Here is an 18223-nt window from a genome sequence, read left to right as displayed (position 1 = left end):
TCCTCGAAACTGACAGTGATGCCGCCCGTGCGGTGTCCGAGCTCCTGAACGGGGCGAGCGGCGGGGGGGGGGGGGGGGGGGGGGGGGGCCCCCCCCCCCCCCCCCCCCCGCCCCCGGTCGAGGATCAGTCCTCGGGCAGTTCCACCGGCGCGATCTCGTCGTAGACGTCGCCGGGCCCGGGGTTGGTCGGGTCGGTCGTCCCGCCGAGCTGGTGCATGACGCCCCAGACCGCGTTCAGCGCGGTCTGGACGGCGCCCTCGGCCCAGCCGGCCGTCCAGGAGATGTCGTCGCCCGCGAGGAAGATGCCCCGCTTGTCCTCGGGCAGCGACTCCTGCATGAAGTGCGTGAACAGGCGGCGCTGGTAACGGTAGTGACCCGGCAGGTTGGCCTTGAACGCGCCCATGAAGTAGGGCTCGTTCTCCCAGGACACGGTCACCGGGTTGCCGATGATGTGCTTGCGGATGTCGACCTTGGGGTAGATCTCGCCGAGCGACTTCAGCATGACCTCCATCCGCTCGCTGGCGGACAGCGGCAGCCACTTGAGGCTGTCGTCGCACCACGTGTACGAGAGGCAGATGACGGCGGGCTTGTCCGGGCCGTCGTCGAGGAGGTAGGTACCGCGCGTCATCCGGTCGGTGAGCGTCATCGACATGACGTCACGGCCGGTCTCCTCGTCCTTGTCCAGCCAGAACGGCCGGTCCACGGGCACGAAGAGCTTGCTGGACTCCATGTAGTGCGTGCGCTCGATCGCCGTCCAGTGGTCGATCGGGAAGAGCGAGTCGTCGCAGGCGACCTTGGAGAGCAGCATCCAGGACTGGGCGGTGAAGATCGCCGCCTTGTACGTACGGATGTCGCCGTTCGCGTCCGTCACCGTGATGCCGTTGCCCGCGGTGCGGTTCAGCCGGGTCACGGCCGGGCGCGGGGCGCCGTCGTGCAGCGTCGACAGCGAGGTGCCGTACGCCCAGTGGACGATCTTCTCCGGCTCGCGCTCCCACAGCCGCAGCGGGAGCTGCTGGGAGCCGCCGACGATGCCGCGGTGGTGGTCGTCGGCCTCGGTGTAGACGACCCGCAGGATCTCCAGGATGGAGTTCGGGAAGTCGGTGTCCCAGCCGCCGGTGCCGAAGCCGACCTGGCCGAAGATCTCGCGGTGGCGGAAGGACTTGAAGGACTCCGAGTCGCACAGGAAGCCGTAGAAGGTCTGGTTGTCGAGCTTCTCGACGAGCCTCGACCAGATCTCGCGGATGCGCGGGACGTCGCGCTCGCGCATGGCCTGGTTCATGTCGGAGAAGTCGGCGCCGTCCTCCAGGCAGGCGTTCCAGGCGTTCATGACGTCGCGGTAGACCTGCGGGAGGTCGTCGACGGAGGTCGCGTAGTGCGACTCGCCCTTGAGGTCGACGACCGTCGAGGGCGTGGACTCGGCGAGGGGGTTCGGGAACGGACTGGTCTTGAGGCCGACCAGGTCGATGTAGTGCTGGAGGGCGGTGGAGGAGGGCGGGAAGCGCATCGCGCCCATCTCGGCGGTCAGCGAGGGGTCGCAGCCCTCGAAGCCGACCGTGCGCAGCCGGCCGCCGATCTCGTCGGCCTCGTACACGACGGGCTTGAGGCCCATCTTCATCAGCTCGTACGCGGCCACGATGCCGGACAGACCGCCGCCGATCACCGCGATCTCGGTGCCGTGCTCGGTCGCGGGTATCTGGCCGAGGCCCGCGGGGTGCGCGAGGAAGTCGTCGTAGGCGTAGGGGAAGTCCGGGCCGAACATGGTGATCGGCGGCTGCTGCACGTCGGCGTGCTGGACGGCGTTGGGCACGGTGGACGTCATGGGGTACGGACTCCTTGCGCGGAAACTGATGAGGGGAGGGCTTGCGTGACCGGCCGGGGGCGGGCCGGGCGGGAGGTCAGACGAGGGACCCGTAGAGGCCGGGGCGGCGGTCCTTCAGATACGGGTTCGTCTCGCGCGAGGCGGCCAGGAGAACCGGGTCGGCGTCCGCCACGACCAGTTCCTCGCCGCGGCCGGCGCGGGCACGGGCGACGCCGTCGGGACCGGCCAGCGTGGACAGTCCGACGAACTCGAACTCCCCTTCCGGGCCGGTGCGGTTGACGTAGGCGACGTACATCTGGTTCTCGAACGCGCGCACCGGGACGACGGACTCGGCGACGAACTGGAACGGGTGCATCTGCGCGGTCGGCACGAGCAGCAGGTCGGTGCCGGCGAGGGCGTGCCCGCGGACGTTCTCCGGGAACTCGACGTCGTAGCAGATCATGAGGCCGACCCGCAGGCCGTTCAGTTCCGCCTGCACGACGGGCTGGTCGCCGGGTGTGAAGTGGTCGTGCTCGAAGCAGCCGAAGAGGTGGGTCTTGCGGTAGTTCGCGAGCCGGGTGCCGTCCGCGGAGATCAGCTGCACGGAGTTGAAGACCCTCGCCCCGCCGTCGGCCCCGGCGGCCTCGCTCCCGGACCGCGCGGCCTCGCGCTCGGGGTAGCCGTAGGCGACGGCGACGCCGTGCCGGGTGGCGATCTCGGCCACCGCGTCGGCGGAGTCGCCGTCGGCCGGCTCGGCGAGGCGCGCTATGCCGTCACCGATGGCGTAGCCGGTCAGGAACATCTCCGACGTCACGATCAGCCCGGCGCCCGCCGCGGCGGCACGGCCCGCGGCCTCGTCGAGGACCTTGAGGTTCTCGACGACCGAGCCGGGGCGGCCGGAGCTCTGGAGCAGGGCTGTGCGCATGCGGGTTCTCCACCGGTACGAGGGGGGTTCGGGGGGCCACCTAGACGGTACGGTCGGCCGGATCGGGGGGACAAGAAGGACCCGTTGCGCGCCACTGAACGATTCGTTGCGTGCCCTCGGCCCCCGGCGGCGATTCGTTGCGCGCCCCGCCGCGCCCCCCGCGGTCAAGTCCCGAACGTCCTGAACCCCGGGAGACGCAGGTCACAGGCGGGGGCGGTCCCTGTGGCGGGACGGACGCGGCCCGACGCCGGCACGGGGCCGCCGGGGCGAGGCCGCCGGCCCCGGATCCGGCTCAGGGTCCCCGGGCCGGGATCCCCGCCCCCGGGATGCCCTCCCGGCCGGGTCACAGCTCGCGCAGCCGCTCCACGATCTCGCGGAGCAGCTCCGGGTCGGCCGCGGGAGCGCCGCCCGGCGGACGGTACGGCTCGTCGATGGTCAGCAGACCGGCCTCGGCCAGGTCGCCGAGCAGGACACGTACGACGGTCAGCGGTAGGTCGGCGTCCGCGGCGAGCTCGACGACCGGCCGGGGGCCGCGGCGGGCCAGGTCGAGCAGCGCGGCCGCCGCGTGGTCGAGACCGGGCCGCCCGGCGTCCGTCTCCAGGACCGTGACCCGCGACATCAGGTCGATGACGTGCCGCCGCGAGGGCCGGGTGCGGCCCCCGGTGACGGTGTAGGGCCGCACCATCGGCCCGGTCTCGTCCTCGTACCAGTGCTCGTCGGTCACAGCCGGATCAGTGGCCCGCGGGGTCGGCCGCCGAGCGTACGGCGGCGGCCATGTGTCGGCCGACGCGGCGGACGAGCAGTTCCATCTCGTGCGCGAGCTGGCCGACGTCCGTCTGGACCTCGCTCAGCACGGCGAGCCGGCTCCCGTCACCCGCCGGGGTGATGAAGAGGTAGGCGTCGTCGAGCATCACCATGGTCTGGCGCACCCCGCCCGCGGCGAAGCGCTCGCCCACCGAGCGGGCGAGGCTGTGGAAGCCCGAGCAGACCGCGGCGAGGTGTTCGATGTCCCGTCTGCGCATACCGTCCGAGCAGCTCAGCGGGAGGCCGTCGGCGGTGAGGAGCACGGCCTGACGGACGTGGTCGGTCCTGGCCACGAGATCGTCGAGCAGCCACCCGAGATCGGTGCCGGGCCGGTCGGCGTCGTCCCCGGACCCGAGGCCGCCGCCCGCCGGATCCGGGGACCGGGCCTCCAGGGTCCGGACGGGGTGCTCTGGGAGCTGGTCAGGGCGCATCGTCGGCGTCCGTCCCTTCCTCTGTGTCGGTTCTCTGGGCGGGGCCGGAGGGGGCGGAACCTGACCCGCCGGTGTCCGGCTCCGCGGGCAGTCCCTTGCGGCCTCGGTCGAGACCGCGCTGGAAGGCTCCGAAGACCGCGCGCATCTCCTCCGGCGTGATCTCACGTTCCGGCGTCCCGTCGGCCACCGGTGCCGCGGTGCGCAGCTCCGGGGCCAGGGCCCGCTGACGGACCCGGGTGGGCAGCACGGGCGGTTCCGGGGCCTCCGGCGGCACGGAGCCGGCCTTCTGTTCGCCGGACGCCTTGCGCTGCGCCGGCAGGAGCGCGGTGGCGGTCCGGGTGGGAAGCGCCACCGGAGCCGTGTCCGCCGCCGGCTGCGTGGTGTCCACCGGCGCGAGGACGGCCTCGGGGAGCAGCACCACCGCCGTCGTACCGCCGTACGGGGAGCGGCACAGCGTGACCTTGATGCCGTGCCGTGCGGCGAGCCGGCCCACGACGTACAGGCCGAGCCGGTCGTGCCGGGTCGGGTCGAAGTCCTCCGGCGTGGTGAGGGTGCGGTGGGCCTCGTCGATCTGGTCGGGTTCGAGGCCGAGGCCCCGGTCGTCGATCTCCAGGACGAACCCGCTCCCGGCCCGCCCGGTGCGCAGGGTGACCTGGGTGCGGGGCGGCGAGAACACGGTGGCGTTCTCGACGAGTTCGGCGATCAGGTGCACGACGTCGGCGACGGCGTCCGCCGCGACACCCACCTCGGGCATCGGGGGGACCACGACGCGCGTGTACTGCTCGATCTCGCTCACCGCGGAGGACACCACCTCGGCGACGGGCACCGGCCGTCGCCAACGGCGGCCCGGGGCCGAGCCGGAGAGGATGATGAGGCTCTCCGCGTGGCGCCGCATGCGGGTGGTGAGGTGGTCGATCCGGAACAGGTCGTCCAGCACGTCGGGGTCGTCGGTACGGCGCTCCAGCGTGTCGACCAGCTTGAGCTGGCGGTGGACGAGCGCCTGGTTGCGGCGGGCGATGTTCAGGAGCACCGCGAACAGCCCGCGGCGCAGGCCGGCCTGCTTGACGGCGGCCTCGACGGCGGCGAGCCGGGCGGTGTTGAAGGACCGGCCGACCTGGCCGATCTCGTCGGCCACCGCCTCCACGTCCGCCAGCGGCGGCGCCTCGGCGGCCGCGTCGACCTCCTCACCGGCGCCCAACCGCTCCATGACCTGAGGCAGTTGGCGGTTGGTCAGCAGGTCGGCGGCGTCGCGCAGCGACTCCAGACGGCGCGAGATGCGCCGGGCGCCGCGCACCGCGAACCAGAGGGACAGTCCGACGGCTGCCAGTCCGAGCACGCCGACGATCGCCGCCTTGGTCAGCTCCCGGTAGGCGAACGCCCGCCCGCGGGCGGCGGAGTTGATCGCGGACTGGGTGCACAGCCGCATGTACCGCTTGACGGCGCGGTCGCTGGTGGTGCGCCAGGTGCCGGCCGCGACGGCCTCGCCCGCCTGCCGCGCGCCCGCCCGCAGCAGGGCGTCCTCGCCCCGGGTCAGTTCCCGGTGCAGGTCGTCGCGCTGGAAGGTCTCGAAGAGGGCGCGCGAGTCGGCCGGCAGGTCGGGCACGTAGGTCTGCTCGAAGACCCGGCGGTCCTCGATGGTCGCGGTGAGGGTGTCGTACTGGCGGTCGGTGAGCGTGCCGGCGGCCCGTGCCCCGGCGACGAGCGCGTCCTCACGCGACACGAACTCCCGTACCCGCACCAGTTCGACGACGACCTGGGCCTCACGGGCCAGCTGTCCCGCCTGGAGCGCCGTGAGCGCGGACTGGACGTCGAAGGACGGTTCCACCAGGGTGCTGTATTCGGCCACGGCCCGGTCCCAGGTGATGGTGTGTGCCAGCACCCGGCCGCGCAGCCCCTCCAGCCCGTCGACGGAGTGGAGCAGGGCGTCGAGCGCCTGGCGCTGCTGTCCGGAGAGGCTGTCGCGGTCCCCGTCCCTGACCGCCGCGCGCAGGGCGGTCACGGCGCGGTCGGTGCGGCGTTCCTGTGTCAGCAGGTCGACGCCCGCCGTCGTCCCGCGCTTCGCGCCCAGGTACGCGGCGGCGAGGCGGCGTTCGATCTGGATCTGGCCGACCGCCGTGTCGGCCGGAGTGCCGAAGGTGTTGTAGACATCCTGCAGGCGGACGAGTGCGCGCAGATCGCCGGTGACGGACACCATGGCGAAACTCCACAGCGTCATGAGGGCGATCACCGGAGCGATCGAGAGGGCCACGATCCGCGAACGGACCGTGGGCGTACGGCCGAAGGGCCAGCGCATGGTCTCCCCAGGACGACGGGACGGTCGGGTTGCCGGGTGACGTGTGGTGACCCGTGTGTTACTCGCGGGTAGCGGGCGCGCGGCTCAAACTAGTCGATGTCTCGCCCGGACCGCAATGGTCCGGACTGACTGAGCGTTCAATGCGCGCTGCGCGCCGTCACTGGATCCGTCCCGTCAGTCGCCCCTGGGCACGGTGAAGACGGTGACGACCGCCGCGTGGTCGGAGGGCCAGTCGTTGCCCGCGACATCCGGCCAGGGCCGCGGATCACCGCTGACCAGAGTGCGGGAGTCGAGGACGGTCAGGCCCCGGTGCAGGACGAAGTCGATCCGGTCCTGCGGCTCCGGGCGCCCGCTGCCGTCCTCGTGCTCGGCGTGGACGGGCGACCAGGTGTGTCCCGGATCCCGTACCGGGTCGGGGTGGGCCTCCCGGTAGGAGTCGCGCAGGCCCGCCTCCTCGGCGGCCCGTGTCACCGGCCAGGCGACGTCCGGCCAGTCCAGGTGCGAGGGCACGTTGAAGTCACCGGTCAGGACGACCGGCACGGACTCGTCGCGGGTGTCGGCGACCCTCCGCAGGATCTCCCGCATCCGGGCGAGCCGGCCGCTCTCGTGCGCGATCAGTCCGGCCGCCGGGAGCCCGTCGAAGCGGGCCTCGTAGGGACCGTACGGCGCACAGTCGAGGTGGACGCTCCAGACGTCCACCCGCTGCCCGCCGTCCAGTTCGATCCGGACCCCGGTTCCCCCGTAGAAGCCGACGTCCGGGTCGCCGAGCACGGAGGTGATCGGGTGACGGCTGATGACGCCGAGGTTGTCGCCCGCCCGGTGGTGGTACCAGCCGAGGGCGTCGGCGAGTTCACGGGCCGCGTCCCCGTACGTCTCCTGGAGACCGACCACGTCCGCGCCGGTCTCCGTGATGACCTTGAGCTGCTTCTCGCGGTACCCGTCGACCCTGGTGCCGCCGAACCAGAGGTTCCAGCTCATCACCCGCAGCTCACCCGGGGCGACCATGGCCCGCAGCCGGGCCGGGGAGACGCCCTCCAGGCTGCCGAGCACGGTCCGGCCGGCCGCGGGCTCGATCGGCGCGAGCGAGGGCACCGCGAGGACGGCGCAGCCGGCCGACTCGGCCGAGGTGACACCGGTCTGGGTGTCCTCGACGGCGACGCAGGCCGCGGGGTCGACACCGAGGGCGCGGCAGGCGGCGAGGTAGGGATCGGGGGCGGGCTTGGTGCGCCCGGTGTCGTCGGCGGTGACGGAAACGGCGAAGTGTCCGGCGCCGAGCGCCTCCAGCACGGTGTCGGCGACCGCGCGCGGGGAGGCGGTCACGAGGGCGGTGGGCACACGTTCGCGGGCGAGCGCCCGGAGCAGTTCCCTCGCCCCGGGGCGCGGCACGACACCCGTACGGACCCGGTCCGCGAACTGCCGGTGCAGCTCGACGGCGGTCCCCTCCCCCGGCGCGCCGGTGACGCCGGCCAGCCATGCGGCGGTGTGCTCGACGGGCCGTCCGAGGACATGCGGCTGATCGGCCGCCGTCAGTACGTGCCCGAGCCCGTCGGCCACCTCCTCCACCGCCTCCCACCACAGCCGCTCGGTGTCCACGAGCGTCCCGTCCATGTCGAACAGAACGGCCTGGAGGGGAGGCCGGGCGGTGGTGCGAGGGGTCACGGTGATCTCTTTCATCGGTGGGGGGATCGAGCACGAAGCGGCGGCCCCGCCCCCCGGGGGGCCGGAGGGACCGCCTGCCACCCCCGGTGACCGGGGATGGTGTGCGTGGTCCGGGGTGGGACCGGGTGTGGTTCAGCTCGTGCGTTCGGCGACCAGGACCGGACGGTCCGGCAGGGTGACGGTCACGGCCGCGCCCGACGCGAGCGTCGCGGCCTCGTGCGTGGGCAGGTCGGCCTTGACCTCGGTACCGTCGGCGAGCCGCACGGTCACCCGGGTGACCGCGCCGAGGAACGCGGTGGCCATGACCCGGGCCTCACCCGACGCGTCGGCGCTCACCCGGACCGCCTCCGGCCGTACCAGTACGTCCACCTCCCCCGGTGCGGGCGCGTCCCCGTCCACCGGCAGCCGCCGGCCGAGCACCTCGACCCGGTCGCCGTCGAGGGCCCCCGGGATCCGGCTCATCGTGCCCACGAACTCGGCGACGAAGGCGGTGGCGGGACGCCCGTACAAGTCGGCGGGCGACGCGCACTGTTCGAGCCGTCCGGCCCGCATCACCGCGACCCGGTCCGCCATGGACAACGCCTCTTCCTGGTCGTGGGTCACGAACAGGGTGGTGATGCCGAGTTCGAGCTGGAGCCGGCGGATCTCCTCGCGCAGCGAAAGCCGCACCTTGGCGTCCAGCGCCGACAGCGGCTCGTCGAGCAGCAGGACACGGGGCCGCAGGGCGAGCGCGCGGGCCAGCGCGACCCGCTGCTGCTGGCCGCCGGAGAGCTGGTGCGGGAACCGCCCGCCCTTGTCCCCGAGGCCCACGAGATCGAGCAACTCGGCCGCACGGGAAAGCCGTTCGGCCGTACGCACCTTGCGCATCCGCAGTCCGAAGGCCACGTTGTCCAGTGCGTTCAGATGCGGGAAGAGGCTGTACGACTGGAAGACCATCCCCGCGTCGCGCCGGTGCGCCGGAACCCGGGTGATGTCCTCGCCGTCGACCAGCACCTCGCCGGAGTCGGGGTGTTCGAAGCCGGCGAGCATGCGCAGCGCGGTGGTCTTGCCGCAGCCGGAGGGACCGAGCAGGGCGAGCAGTTCACCGGGCCGGACGGTGAGGTCGAGGCCGTCGAGAGCGACGGTCGGGCCGAACTCCCTCCGGAGTCCCCGGAATTCGACGGTGGCGGCCTTGTCGAGCGTGGCGACGGTCATGTTCATCCCCGGGAGGCGGAAGCGGTACGGGAGCGGCCGCCGAGGACGGCGAGCGCGAGGAGGAGTGCCCAGGTGAGGAACAGGCTGAGCACGGAGACGGCGACGGACATCTGGGCCTGCGAGCCGCCGACGCTGTAGATCCACACGGCGAAGGGCTGATAGCCGAGCAGGTTGGCGACCGTGAACTCACCGAGCACCAGGGCCAGGGTGAGGAAGGAGGCGTTGAGCAGCGCGCCGCGCAGATTGGGCAGCACCGCGCGCACGAGTGCCTGCGGCATGCTCGCGCCGCAGCTCCGGGCCGCCTCGACGAGCGTGCGCACGTCGACCGCGCGCAGTCCCGCGTCCAGGGCCCGGTACACGAACGGCAGCGCCATCACGACGTACGCGAGGACGAGGACGACCGGGAAGCCGGGGTCCTGGATCGCGACGAACGTCTGGAACAGCGGGGTGCGCGAGAGGTGTTCGGGCCCCCACTTGAGGACGGTGGAGATGCCGGCGACGAACGCGATCGGCGGGACGACCAGCGGCAGTGAGCAGACCACCTCGACGACCGGCCGCAGCCGGGGCGAGCCGAGCCGCAGCGCGACCGTGGCGGGCACCATCAGGAGCAGCACCACGGCGATGGTCACGGCGGCTAGTTCCAGCGAGAGCAGCAGGCTGGAGGCGAATCCGTCGGCGGACACGATCGAGCGGTAGGCGTCGAAGGTGACGCCCTGTCCCGGCACGTCGACCGTGAAGATCACGGACGCGGCCATGGGCACCAGGAAGTACAGCGCGGCGAGGGCGAGGACGGCCCAGCGCCACAGGTTCAGGCGAGCCATCGCGCGCTCCGTCGTTGCAGGGGCAGGTACACGGCCATGACCAGGCCCGCGATGAGGACCATGTCGAGGCTGAGGGCGAGCGCCACGTTCTCCTGGCCGACCAGCACGTTGCCGGAGATGGCGTCGGCGATCTGGAGGGTGACCAGCGGCACCGCGCTGCCCACCATGGCGGCGGCGGTGGCGTACGCGGCGAAGGCGCTGCCGAAGAGGAGCACGAGCCCGCCGAGGAGCGAGGGCGCGAGGACGGGCAGGGCCACGTGCCGCCAGTACTGGACGGAGGTCGCGCCGTTGTTCCGCGCCGCCTCGCGCCACTGGGGGCGCAGGCCGTCGAGGGCGGGCGTGATGGTGAGGACCATGAGCGGGATCAGGAAGTACAGGTAGACGACGACCAGGCCCCAGAAGCTGTAGAGGTTCCAGCCCCGGTCGGTGAGGCTCAACTCCCGTGTCAGGACACCGGAGTTGCCGAGTGTGGCGACGAAGGCGAAGGCGAGCGGGACACCGCCGAAGTTGGCGAGCACCCCGGACGCGGTGAGCACGGCCTCACGCAGCGCGCGGAACCGGGAGGTCACCACGGCCTGGGCGAGCGGGAGTCCGAGGACGGTCGCGAGGCCCGCGGAGACGGCGGACAGCTTGACGCTGCCGATCAGCGCGGTCAGGTAGGCGCCCCGGAACGAACCGGTCAGGTTGGCCGTGGTGTACGAACTGGCGCCGGTGACCTGGTCCTTGACGGTGAACGCGCCGTTGAGCATGGCGAGCGCGGGGACACCGAAGGAGACCGCCACGAAGACGAGCAGCGGCAGGACGGCGAGCGGGCCGGTGGGGCGGCGGCGCCGCCGCTGCCGGTGGGCAGCGGCGGGCGTCACGTCGGCCGGGGCCTCGGTGAGAGCGGTGGTCATCCGGAGACGGCCTTGCCCCAGCCCTGGGCGAGCACGGTCTTGGCCTTGCTCTGCTGGGCCTCGGTCGGGAAGCTCGGGGTGCCCGAGACGGCGGGGAGCTTCGCGGCGGCGGTCTTGTCGAGCGTGCCGGCCTTCTCCATCGCGGTCATCAGGGCCGGGCGGGCGTATCCCTCGAGCCACAGGTTCTGGCCCTCGGCGCTGTAGAGGTACTCCTGCCACAGGCGGGCGGCCGCCGGGTGCGGGGCGTCCTTGTTGATGGCCTGGGAGTAGTACTGGGAGAACCGGCCGTCGCCGGGCACGGCGACCTTCCAGTCGACACCCTTGGACTTGAACTCGTCGGCGTATCCGGCGTTCAGGTAGTCCCAGTCGATGCTGATGGGCGTCTCGCCCTTCTCGACGGTGGCCGGGGTCGACTCGACGGGCGTGTAGTTGCCGTTCTTCTTCAGCTTCGCGAAGAAGTCGAGGCCGGGCTGGATGTCGTCGAAGGAGCCGCCGTTCGCCAGGGCGGCCGCGTACACGCCGCCGAACGCCGAACCGGACTTGGTGGGGTTGCCGTTGAGCGCGACCTGGCCCTTGTACTGCGGCTTGAGCAGGTCCTTGAAGGTCGTCGGGCACTCCTTGACCTTCTTGGCGTCGCAGCCGATGGAGATGTAGCCGCCGTAGTCGTTGAACCAGCGGCCCGCGGTGTCCTTCTGGCCCTCGGGGAGGTCGCCGAAGGCGGCCACCTTGTACGGGGCGAGCAGACCCTGCTGGGCCGCGCTCAGCGCGAAGGAGCTGCCGAGGTCGAGGACGTCGGGGGCGCGGTCCTGACCCTTGCGCGAGGTGACGGCGTTGATCTCGTCCTGGCTGGAGCCGTCGGGGCTCTCGACCTGGATCTTGATGCCGTACTTCTTGGTGAAGCCGTCGATGAGAGCGCCGTAGTTGGCCCAGTCGCGGGGAAGGGCGATCGCGTGCAGCGTGCCCTCCTTCTTCGCGGCCTCGGCCAGGGCGTCGAGACCGCCGAAGTCGGCGGCGGAGGTCGCGGCGGCCGCGCTCTTGCCGTCGGCGGCGGTCGCCTTGTCGTCGGGAGCGGCGCCGCAGGCGCTCAGAGTGAGTGCTGCGGCGACGGCGAGGCCGCCGGTGAGGAGGGCGGTCCTCGGCAGGAACACGGTCACGGTCTCTCCAGGGTGACGCACGAGGGTGGGATGAAGCGAAAAACTTGTCTGAACAAGTTGGCCTCAGTAGGCCCGCCGCCGGTGTCCTGTTCGTGAACGTCGGTGAAACCGCAGCCCCCTATTCCCTGCATAGTTCCGGCCACCGCGGATCACGGTCCGACGTCGATTAGGCTGATCAGACTGTGCACAGCGGTCGAACCCGAGGGGAAGAATGACGGCGCGACACGAGGAGATCGCCGAGGAGCTGCGGCGGGCGATCGACCGCGAGGAGTACACCGTGGGCAGTCTGCTGCCGGCGGAGACGGACCTCGCGGCCCACTACGGCGTCGCGCGCGGCACGGTCCGCCAGGCCGTCGCGGCCCTGACCGCCGAGGGCCTCATCGGGTCACGCCAGGGCGCCCGGCGCGTGGTCCTGGCCGGCCGTCGCAGCCAGAGCTTCGCCGAACTGCGCAGCTTCGCCCAGTGGGCGCGGGCGATGGGGCGCGAGGCGACGGGGCACGTGGTGGCCCAGGAGTACCGTCCGGCGACGGCTGAGGACGTCGTCCGCCTCCAGCTCCGGGAGGGGACGCCGGTGTTGCACGTGCTGCGGGTCCGGGGACTGGACGGCGAACCGGTGCTGCTGGAGCGCACGGTGTACGCGGACTGGATCTCCCCCGCCGTCGCGGCGATCGAGCCCGAGTGCCCGTCCGTCACCCAGCGGCTCCTCGAGGACACCGGCCTGGTCTTCGCGTACGGCGAGCACGTCATCGACGCCGTCGCGGCGAGCGCCCGGGACGCCGACCTCCTCGGAGTCCGCCGCACCAGTCCCCTGCTGCGCGTCCGCCGGGTCACCACCACACGCGAGGGCCGCCCGGTGGAGTGGTCCGACGACCGCTACCGCTCGGACGCGGTGAGCTTCAGCGTCCACAACTCGATCGGCAACAACGCCCTGGCGAGGAAGACGGCGGAGTAAGCGCCCGACGGGCTGCGGAGCGCCCCGTCAGGGGCGCGGGGAACCGCGCCCAGCCACGACGGGCCCGCGGCCGCGCAGAGTCACAACCCCCGCCCCCTGCGGCGCACCCGCGGTCATGGGGGCGCCGACTACGTGGGCGACCCCGAGGAAAACCTCCGCAGCAGCGGCGACAGCACGAGCACGGACTTCGTCCGCTCCACGAACGGCTCCCCCGCGATCCGTTCGAGCACCCGCTCGAAGTGACGCATGTCCGAGGCGAACACCTGCACCACCGCGTCCGCCTCCCCGGTGACGGTGGAGGCGGCCACGACTTCCTGGTACCGCTCCAGACCGCGCTGGATGGTCTCCGGCGAGGTGTTCCGGCGGCAGTAGATCTCGACGAAGCCCTCCGTCTCCCAGCCGAGCGCCGCCGGGTCCACCCGTACGGTGAACCCGGTGATGGCCCCGGTGGCCCGCAGCCGGTCCACCCTCCGCTTCACGGCGGGCGCGGACAGGCCGACCAGTTGCCCGATGTCCGCGTAGGAGCGACGGGCGTCCTCGGCGAGGGCGTGCACGATGCGTTCGTCGAGATCGTTCAGCACTGCGGGTGGTTCACTTTTCTGCGAGGGGTTCCTGCGACGGTTCTACAGCTGCTCGGCGACGGCTTCCGCGGTCGCCGTCCGGGACCGGCGGCAGCCGTAACTGAAGTAGAACACGAGCCCGACGGCCGTCCGGACCCCGAAGACCACCCAGGTGACGGCGGGGAGAGCGGCCATCACCCACACGCACGGCGGGAAGCCGATCCCGGGCAGCAGGGCGCGAGCGGAACCCGGGAACGTACGGCGCGGGGCCGGGCGCGTCCGGCGCGGCGGTCCCCGGCCCGTCGTGGGAGCTCCCCCACGCGTGCGGCCCCCGCTCCCGGCAGGGAACAGGGGCCGTACGGGAACTGCGGCGGATCAGCTCCAGCTGGCGTGCAGCGGCTGGCCCTCGGCGTAGCCGGCCGCGCTCTGGATGCCGACGATCGCCTTCTCGGCGAACTCCTCCAGGGAGTTGGCGCCCGCGTAGGTGCAGGAGGAACGGACGCCCGCGATGATCGAGTCGATCAGGTCCTCGACGCCCGGACGGGACGGGTCGAGGAACATCCGCGAGGTGGAGATGCCCTCCTCGAACAGCGCCTTGCGGGCCCGGTCGTACGCGGACTCCTCGCTGGTGCGGTTCTTGACGGCCCGCGCGGACGCCATGCCGAACGACTCCTTGTACAGGCGTCCGTCGGCATCCTGGTGCAGGTCGCCCGGGGACTCGTACGTGCCCGCGAACCAGGAGCCGATCATGACGTTGGACGCACCGGCGGCCAGCGCCATCGCGACGTCACGGGGGTGGCGGACACCGCCGTCGGCCCACACGTGCTTGCCGTACTTCTTCGCCTCGGCCGCGCACTCCAGCACCGCGGAGAACTGCGGCCGGCCGACGCCGGTCATCATGCGGGTGGTGCACATGGCACCCGGGCCCACACCGACCTTGATGATGTCGGCACCCGCGTCGATCAGGTCCTTGACGCCCTCGGCGGCGACGATGTTGCCCGCGACGATCGGCACCTGCGGATCCAGCGCGCGCACCGTCCTGACGGCGCTGATCATCGACTCCTGGTGGCCGTGCGCCGTGTCGATGACGAGCGTGTCGACGCCCGCGTCGAGCAGCTGCTTGGCCTTGCCCTCCACGTCGCCGTTGATGCCGACGGCGGCGGCGATGCGCAGCCTGCCGTTCGCGTCGGTGGCCGGCGAGTACAGCGTGGCGCGCAGAGCGCCCTTGCGGGTGAGGATGCCGGCCAGCTTGCCGTCCGCGTCCACGGCGGGGGCGTAGCGGCGGTTGGCGTTGTCGAGACGGTTGAACGCCTCGCGCGGCTCGATGTCCGCGTCGAGGAGCAGCAGGTCCTTGGACATGACCTCGGACAGCTGGCTGAAGCGGTCCACGCCGGTGAGGTCGGTGTCGGTGACCACACCGACGGGGCGGCCCTCGTCGTCGACGACGACGCCCGCGTTGTGCGCGCGCTTGGGCAGCAGCGCCAGCGCGTCGGCGACGGTCTGGTGGGGCGCGAGGACGATCGGGGTGTCGAGCACCAGATGGCGTCCCTTGACCCAGGAGACGACCTCGGTGATGACCTCGATCGGGATGTCCTGCGGAATGACGACAAGGCCACCGCGGCGGGCGACGGTCTCGGCCATCCGGCGGCCGGCGATCGCCGTCATGTTGGCGACGACGAGCGGGATGGTGGTGCCGGTGCCGTCGGGAGAGGCGAGGTCCACTCCCTGACGCGAGCCCACGGCGGAACGGCTGGGCACCATGAAGACGTCGTCGTACGTCAGGTCGTACGGGGGCTGGATGTCGTTGAGGAAACGCACGTGCTGCACATCCCAGTCGATCAGAGGTGGCCCCCGGACAGGTCAGCCAGGGGGAAGAGCACGTACTTCATTGTCCCATGACAGCCGGTACGCGGTCCCCGGGCGGATCATCCAGGCTGGTCAGGGGGCAGCTGGTCGGATCCTCCAAGGGAGAGGACGACCGCGAGCGCCGCGTCGGAGGCCTCGTAGTGACCGGAGGCCGCCGCCAGCACCCCCTGCACGGTCTCCCACTCGTCGGGCCGCGCTCGCGCGTAGGGGCGCCAGCCGGTCACCACGATCAGCCTGCCCGGACTGGCCGGGCCCCAGTCGGGGTCGCCCAGGACGTCGCCGAGCGCGTCCCAGTTCCGCCCGAACCACTCCGGCAGGCCGAGGTCGCGGACGCAGCGCGCCATGAAGGCGCCCTTGTCGTGGACCCCGGTGAGGTCGAGTTCGGTGACCTGCCACCCGGCCGAACGGCATACCGCCGCGAGCGGACCGTGCGTCATCTCAGCACCGCCTTGAAGGAGTTGTAGTGATCGTCGGTGTAGAAGATCTCCCCGCCCCGCCCCGTGACGATGCGCCGGGCCCCGCGGTCGCGCTCGCCCGGGGTCCGCACCGTGTACTCGTGGTAGTAGCCCCTGGCACGCCCCGGCAGCTCCCGCTCGAAGTTGCCGAAGACGGCGCCGTCCTTGGCGTACGGGAAGGGGCCGCCCCGGTCGATGAGGACGAGGGTCGCCCGCGCCTCGGCCGGGAGCGCGGCCGCGGAAACGGCCGGCAGGCCGCCGGCCCAGGACGGGACCGCCGTGGCACGGCTCGCGGCGGTGGCCGCCGGGTCTCCCGGACCGGCCGTGCCCGTCGGCGAGCAGCCCGCCAGCAGGGCCGTCAGACAGACCAGCAGGCCGGCGAGCAGACGGCCCGTGAACGCGCGAGGGGACGGCCGCAGCGGCATGTCGTAGATGCTGCCACGGCCGTCCCCTGACGGCGCGCGCTGTGTGCTGTCCTCAGGCCCCGTCCGGGTCCGCCCGGTTCAGCGCCGGACGCGGCGGCGGGCCCGCCGTCATCAGCGCGTCCGCGGCCGACGTGTCCGTGACCAGGCTGGTGACGAGCCCGGACCGCAGTACCGCGTCGATGGCGGCCGCCTTGCGGTGTCCACCCGCTATGGCGACGACCTCAGGGATACGGCGCAGCCGGTCGGCCTCGACCGTGATGCAGCGCTCGCCCAGGTCACGTCCGATCCGACGGCCCTCGGCGTCGAAGAGGTGCGCCGACATCTCGGCGGCGACACCGAGCGACGCGTAGTGCGCGCGCTCCTCGTCGCTGAGCATGTCGTGCACCGTGGAGATGCCGGGCTCCCAGGAGCCGATGGAGACGCAGGCCACCGTCACCTTGTCGAAGTACTCGAAGGCGCGGGCGATCCCCGTCTGGTTGCGCAGCGCCGCCGCGGTGGCCGCGTCGGGCAGGAGCATCGGCGCGTAGATGGGATGGGCGTCGCCGCCCGACACCTGCGCGGCACGGCGGACGGCCTCGACGGAGCCGCGTTCGGCGGTCCCGGCGTCGTACACCCCCGTCAGCTGCACCACGGTGCAGGGCGGGAGCCGGTCCAGGGCCGCCGCCATGTGGATGGTGGAGCGGCCCCAGGCGAGGCCGAGCACATCGCCCTCGTTGACGAGCTCGCCGAGCAGGTCGGCGGCCACCTCGCCGAGGTTCTCCGGGTCGGGCGACTCCTCGGCCTCCGCCGGGGACTCGACGACCACGGCGTGCCGCAGGCCGTAGCGGGCGCGCAGCGCGTCCGAGCGCTCCGCGTCGAGCTCGGCCGGGACGCGGATCTCGATCCTCACGAGATCCCGTTCGAGAGCGGTCTCCAGGACCCGGGCCACCTTGAAGCGGCTGACGCCGAACTCCTCGGCGATCTGGATCTTGGATTTGCCCTCGAGGTAGAAGCGGCGGGCCATGGCCGCCGCCTGGACCAGCTCAGCGGGTCCCATCCGCATGGCTGACCGGCCCGCCGACATACCCGACACGGCGATCTCCTCACTTCTGTTCACACTCTGGATTCGCCGTTCATCCTTGCAGATCCGGCGCACTTGATCCGCCCTGATGGACGGCGTTCACGTTCCCTTGGCTCAGTGGCCGCACGCCCATGACGCACGGGTCGTCGCCTCCTCGGCCTGGGTGCGCAGTGCACGTACCGCCTGAGCGGGGTCCGCGGCCCCGTACACCGCCGAACCGGCGACGAACACATCGGCCCCCGCCTCCGCGCACCGCTCGATGGTCGAGGCCGACACGCCGCCGTCGACCTGGAGCCACAGTTCCAGGCCGTGCTTGCTGATCAACTCGCGCGTGCGGCGGATCTTGGGGAGCATGATGTCAAGAAAAGCCTGGCCCCCGAATCCGGGCTCGACCGTCATGATGAGCAGCATGTCGAGCTCGGGCAGCAGATCCTCGTACGGCTCGATGGGGGTCGCGGGCTTGAGCGCCATCGAGGCACGGGCTCCCTTGGCCCGGATCTCGCGGGCGAGCCGGACGGGCGCGGCGGCGGCCTCCACATGGAAGGTGACGGAGCCGGCACCGGCTTCCACGTACTGGGGCGCCCACCGATCGGCGTCCTCGATCATCAGATGGCAGTCCAGCGGAGTGTCCGTCGCACGGGCCAAAGACTCTACGACCGGTACCCCGAGGGTGAGGTTCGGTACGAAATGGTTGTCCATGACGTCGACATGGAGCCAGTCCGCGCCTTCGACCGCCCTTGCCTCCTCGGCAAGACGGGCGAAGTCGGCGGACAGGATGCTGGGGTTGATCTGCGCGGCCATGCCCCAAGACTGCCATGCCCCGGGCCCGTTGCCCGCCCCGGTCCGGACCTGGATCGTCCCGCGGCTGCCGTACGGCGGTCCGCCGTGCCATCCTGGACGGCCCAGCGGCGCTGCGTCCGGTCTCGGGGG

General features: G+C 72.2%; 18 protein-coding genes. 1 reads left to right on the top strand and 17 read right to left on the bottom strand.

All coding sequences use genetic code 11. The features are described from left to right. Positions 1-124: 124 nt before the first annotated feature. From ACFYW9_RS19055 to ACFYW9_RS19010, 10 genes are all read right to left on the bottom strand, one after another. Complete coding sequence (locus ACFYW9_RS19055; protein ID WP_351862550.1) at positions 125-1819, bottom strand: NAD(P)/FAD-dependent oxidoreductase; 1695 nt, start codon at positions 1817-1819, stop codon at positions 125-127. 76 nt (positions 1820-1895) lie between these two features. Then, positions 1896-2723, bottom strand: a complete 828-nt coding sequence (locus ACFYW9_RS19050; protein WP_389151326.1) for a carbon-nitrogen hydrolase family protein — start codon at positions 2721-2723, stop codon at positions 1896-1898. A 343-nt stretch (positions 2724-3066) separates the two neighbouring features. Continuing rightward, positions 3067-3408 (bottom strand): DUF742 domain-containing protein, encoded by a 342-nt coding sequence (locus tag ACFYW9_RS19045; protein ID WP_362404777.1) that lies wholly within the window; start codon positions 3406-3408, stop codon positions 3067-3069. A 46-nt stretch (positions 3409-3454) separates the two neighbouring features. Then, positions 3455-3958: a roadblock/LC7 domain-containing protein gene (locus ACFYW9_RS19040; RefSeq protein WP_351862548.1), complete on the bottom strand. Its 504-nt coding sequence runs from the start codon at positions 3956-3958 to the stop codon at positions 3455-3457. Beyond that, positions 3948-6251: a nitrate- and nitrite sensing domain-containing protein gene (locus tag ACFYW9_RS19035; protein WP_389151322.1), complete on the bottom strand. Its 2304-nt coding sequence runs from the start codon at positions 6249-6251 to the stop codon at positions 3948-3950. Before ACFYW9_RS19035 ends, ACFYW9_RS19040 begins: the two co-directional genes overlap by 11 nt. Before the next feature lie 174 nt (positions 6252-6425). Then, a complete protein-coding gene (locus ACFYW9_RS19030) occupies positions 6426-7910 on the bottom strand; it encodes an HAD-IA family hydrolase (RefSeq protein WP_389151319.1) in 1485 nt (494 codons plus the stop codon). 132 nt (positions 7911-8042) lie between these two features. Then, positions 8043-9104, bottom strand: coding sequence for an ABC transporter ATP-binding protein (locus tag ACFYW9_RS19025; protein ID WP_389151316.1), 1062 nt, complete (start codon positions 9102-9104; stop codon positions 8043-8045). Positions 9105-9106: 2 nt separating this feature from the next. Then, entirely contained in the window at positions 9107-9925 is an 819-nt protein-coding gene (locus ACFYW9_RS19020) for an ABC transporter permease subunit (RefSeq protein WP_351862544.1), read from the bottom strand. Further along, positions 9913-10821: an ABC transporter permease gene (locus ACFYW9_RS19015; RefSeq protein ID WP_389151312.1), complete on the bottom strand. Its 909-nt coding sequence runs from the start codon at positions 10819-10821 to the stop codon at positions 9913-9915. Before ACFYW9_RS19015 ends, ACFYW9_RS19020 begins: the two co-directional genes overlap by 13 nt. Then, positions 10818-11975, bottom strand: coding sequence for an ABC transporter substrate-binding protein (locus tag ACFYW9_RS19010; RefSeq protein ID WP_389151309.1), 1158 nt, complete (start codon positions 11973-11975; stop codon positions 10818-10820). Before ACFYW9_RS19010 ends, ACFYW9_RS19015 begins: the two co-directional genes overlap by 4 nt. A 211-nt stretch (positions 11976-12186) precedes the next feature. On the opposite strand from ACFYW9_RS19010, the gene ACFYW9_RS19005 reads away from it, so the two are divergent. Further along, complete coding sequence (locus ACFYW9_RS19005; RefSeq protein ID WP_351862541.1) at positions 12187-12927, top strand: GntR family transcriptional regulator; 741 nt, start codon at positions 12187-12189, stop codon at positions 12925-12927. Positions 12928-13055: 128 nt separating this feature from the next. On the opposite strand, the gene ACFYW9_RS19000 is transcribed toward ACFYW9_RS19005, so the two are convergent. The 7 genes from ACFYW9_RS19000 to rpe all read right to left on the bottom strand — a co-directional run bounded on the left by ACFYW9_RS19000 (position 13056) and on the right by rpe (position 18094). Continuing rightward, positions 13056-13508 (bottom strand): Lrp/AsnC family transcriptional regulator, encoded by a 453-nt coding sequence (locus ACFYW9_RS19000; RefSeq protein WP_015661832.1) that lies wholly within the window; start codon positions 13506-13508, stop codon positions 13056-13058. Between the two features lie 42 nt (positions 13509-13550). After that, entirely contained in the window at positions 13551-13682 is a 132-nt protein-coding gene (locus ACFYW9_RS18995; RefSeq protein ID WP_389151305.1) for an amino acid permease C-terminal domain-containing protein, read from the bottom strand. Between the two features lie 180 nt (positions 13683-13862). Beyond that, entirely contained in the window at positions 13863-15305 is a 1443-nt protein-coding gene (locus ACFYW9_RS18990) for a GuaB1 family IMP dehydrogenase-related protein (protein WP_351862615.1), read from the bottom strand. Between the two features lie 107 nt (positions 15306-15412). Then, entirely contained in the window at positions 15413-15790 is a 378-nt protein-coding gene (locus tag ACFYW9_RS18985) for a barstar family protein (protein ID WP_351862540.1), read from the bottom strand. Then, positions 15787-16233 (bottom strand): ribonuclease domain-containing protein, encoded by a 447-nt coding sequence (locus ACFYW9_RS18980; RefSeq protein WP_389151301.1) that lies wholly within the window; start codon positions 16231-16233, stop codon positions 15787-15789. Before ACFYW9_RS18980 ends, ACFYW9_RS18985 begins: the two co-directional genes overlap by 4 nt. A 52-nt stretch (positions 16234-16285) precedes the next feature. Then, positions 16286-17329, bottom strand: a complete 1044-nt coding sequence (locus ACFYW9_RS18975; protein WP_351862538.1) for a sugar-binding domain-containing protein — start codon at positions 17327-17329, stop codon at positions 16286-16288. Positions 17330-17407: 78 nt separating this feature from the next. Then, entirely contained in the window at positions 17408-18094 is a 687-nt protein-coding gene (rpe, locus tag ACFYW9_RS18970) for a ribulose-phosphate 3-epimerase (protein ID WP_351862537.1), read from the bottom strand. Between the last annotated feature and the right edge of the window lie 129 nt (positions 18095-18223).

Source organism: Streptomyces sp. NPDC002698 (assembly GCF_042888945.1).
GTDB lineage: Bacteria > Actinomycetota > Actinomycetes > Streptomycetales > Streptomycetaceae > Streptomyces.
The sequence above is the reverse complement of the archived record's forward strand: the minus strand, read 5'-3'. Positions and strand labels throughout refer to the sequence as shown.

Bases quoted from the DNA above. Each gene is read 5' to 3' on its own strand.
- ACFYW9_RS19005 (WP_351862541.1), top strand. From the start codon at position 12,187: ATGACGGCGCGACACGAGGAGATCGCCGAGGAGCTGCGGCGGGCGATC.
- ACFYW9_RS19055 (WP_351862550.1), bottom strand. From the start codon at position 1,819: ATGACGTCCACCGTGCCCAACGCCGTCCAGCACGCCGACGTGCAGCAG.
- ACFYW9_RS18985 (WP_351862540.1), bottom strand. From the start codon at position 15,790: ATGACGCACGGTCCGCTCGCGGCGGTATGCCGTTCGGCCGGGTGGCAG.
- ACFYW9_RS18995 (WP_389151305.1), bottom strand. From the start codon at position 13,682: ATGGCCGCTCTCCCCGCCGTCACCTGGGTGGTCTTCGGGGTCCGGACG.
- ACFYW9_RS19040 (WP_351862548.1), bottom strand. From the start codon at position 3,958: ATGCGCCCTGACCAGCTCCCAGAGCACCCCGTCCGGACCCTGGAGGCC.
- ACFYW9_RS19020 (WP_351862544.1), bottom strand. From the start codon at position 9,925: ATGGCTCGCCTGAACCTGTGGCGCTGGGCCGTCCTCGCCCTCGCCGCG.
- rpe (WP_351862537.1), bottom strand. From the start codon at position 18,094: ATGGCCGCGCAGATCAACCCCAGCATCCTGTCCGCCGACTTCGCCCGT.
- ACFYW9_RS19025 (WP_389151316.1), bottom strand. From the start codon at position 9,104: ATGACCGTCGCCACGCTCGACAAGGCCGCCACCGTCGAATTCCGGGGA.
- ACFYW9_RS18980 (WP_389151301.1), bottom strand. From the start codon at position 16,233: ATGCCGCTGCGGCCGTCCCCTCGCGCGTTCACGGGCCGTCTGCTCGCC.
- ACFYW9_RS19015 (WP_389151312.1), bottom strand. From the start codon at position 10,821: ATGACCACCGCTCTCACCGAGGCCCCGGCCGACGTGACGCCCGCCGCT.
- ACFYW9_RS19050 (WP_389151326.1), bottom strand. From the start codon at position 2,723: ATGCGCACAGCCCTGCTCCAGAGCTCCGGCCGCCCCGGCTCGGTCGTC.
- ACFYW9_RS19045 (WP_362404777.1), bottom strand. From the start codon at position 3,408: ATGGTGCGGCCCTACACCGTCACCGGGGGCCGCACCCGGCCCTCGCGG.
- ACFYW9_RS19035 (WP_389151322.1), bottom strand. From the start codon at position 6,251: ATGCGCTGGCCCTTCGGCCGTACGCCCACGGTCCGTTCGCGGATCGTG.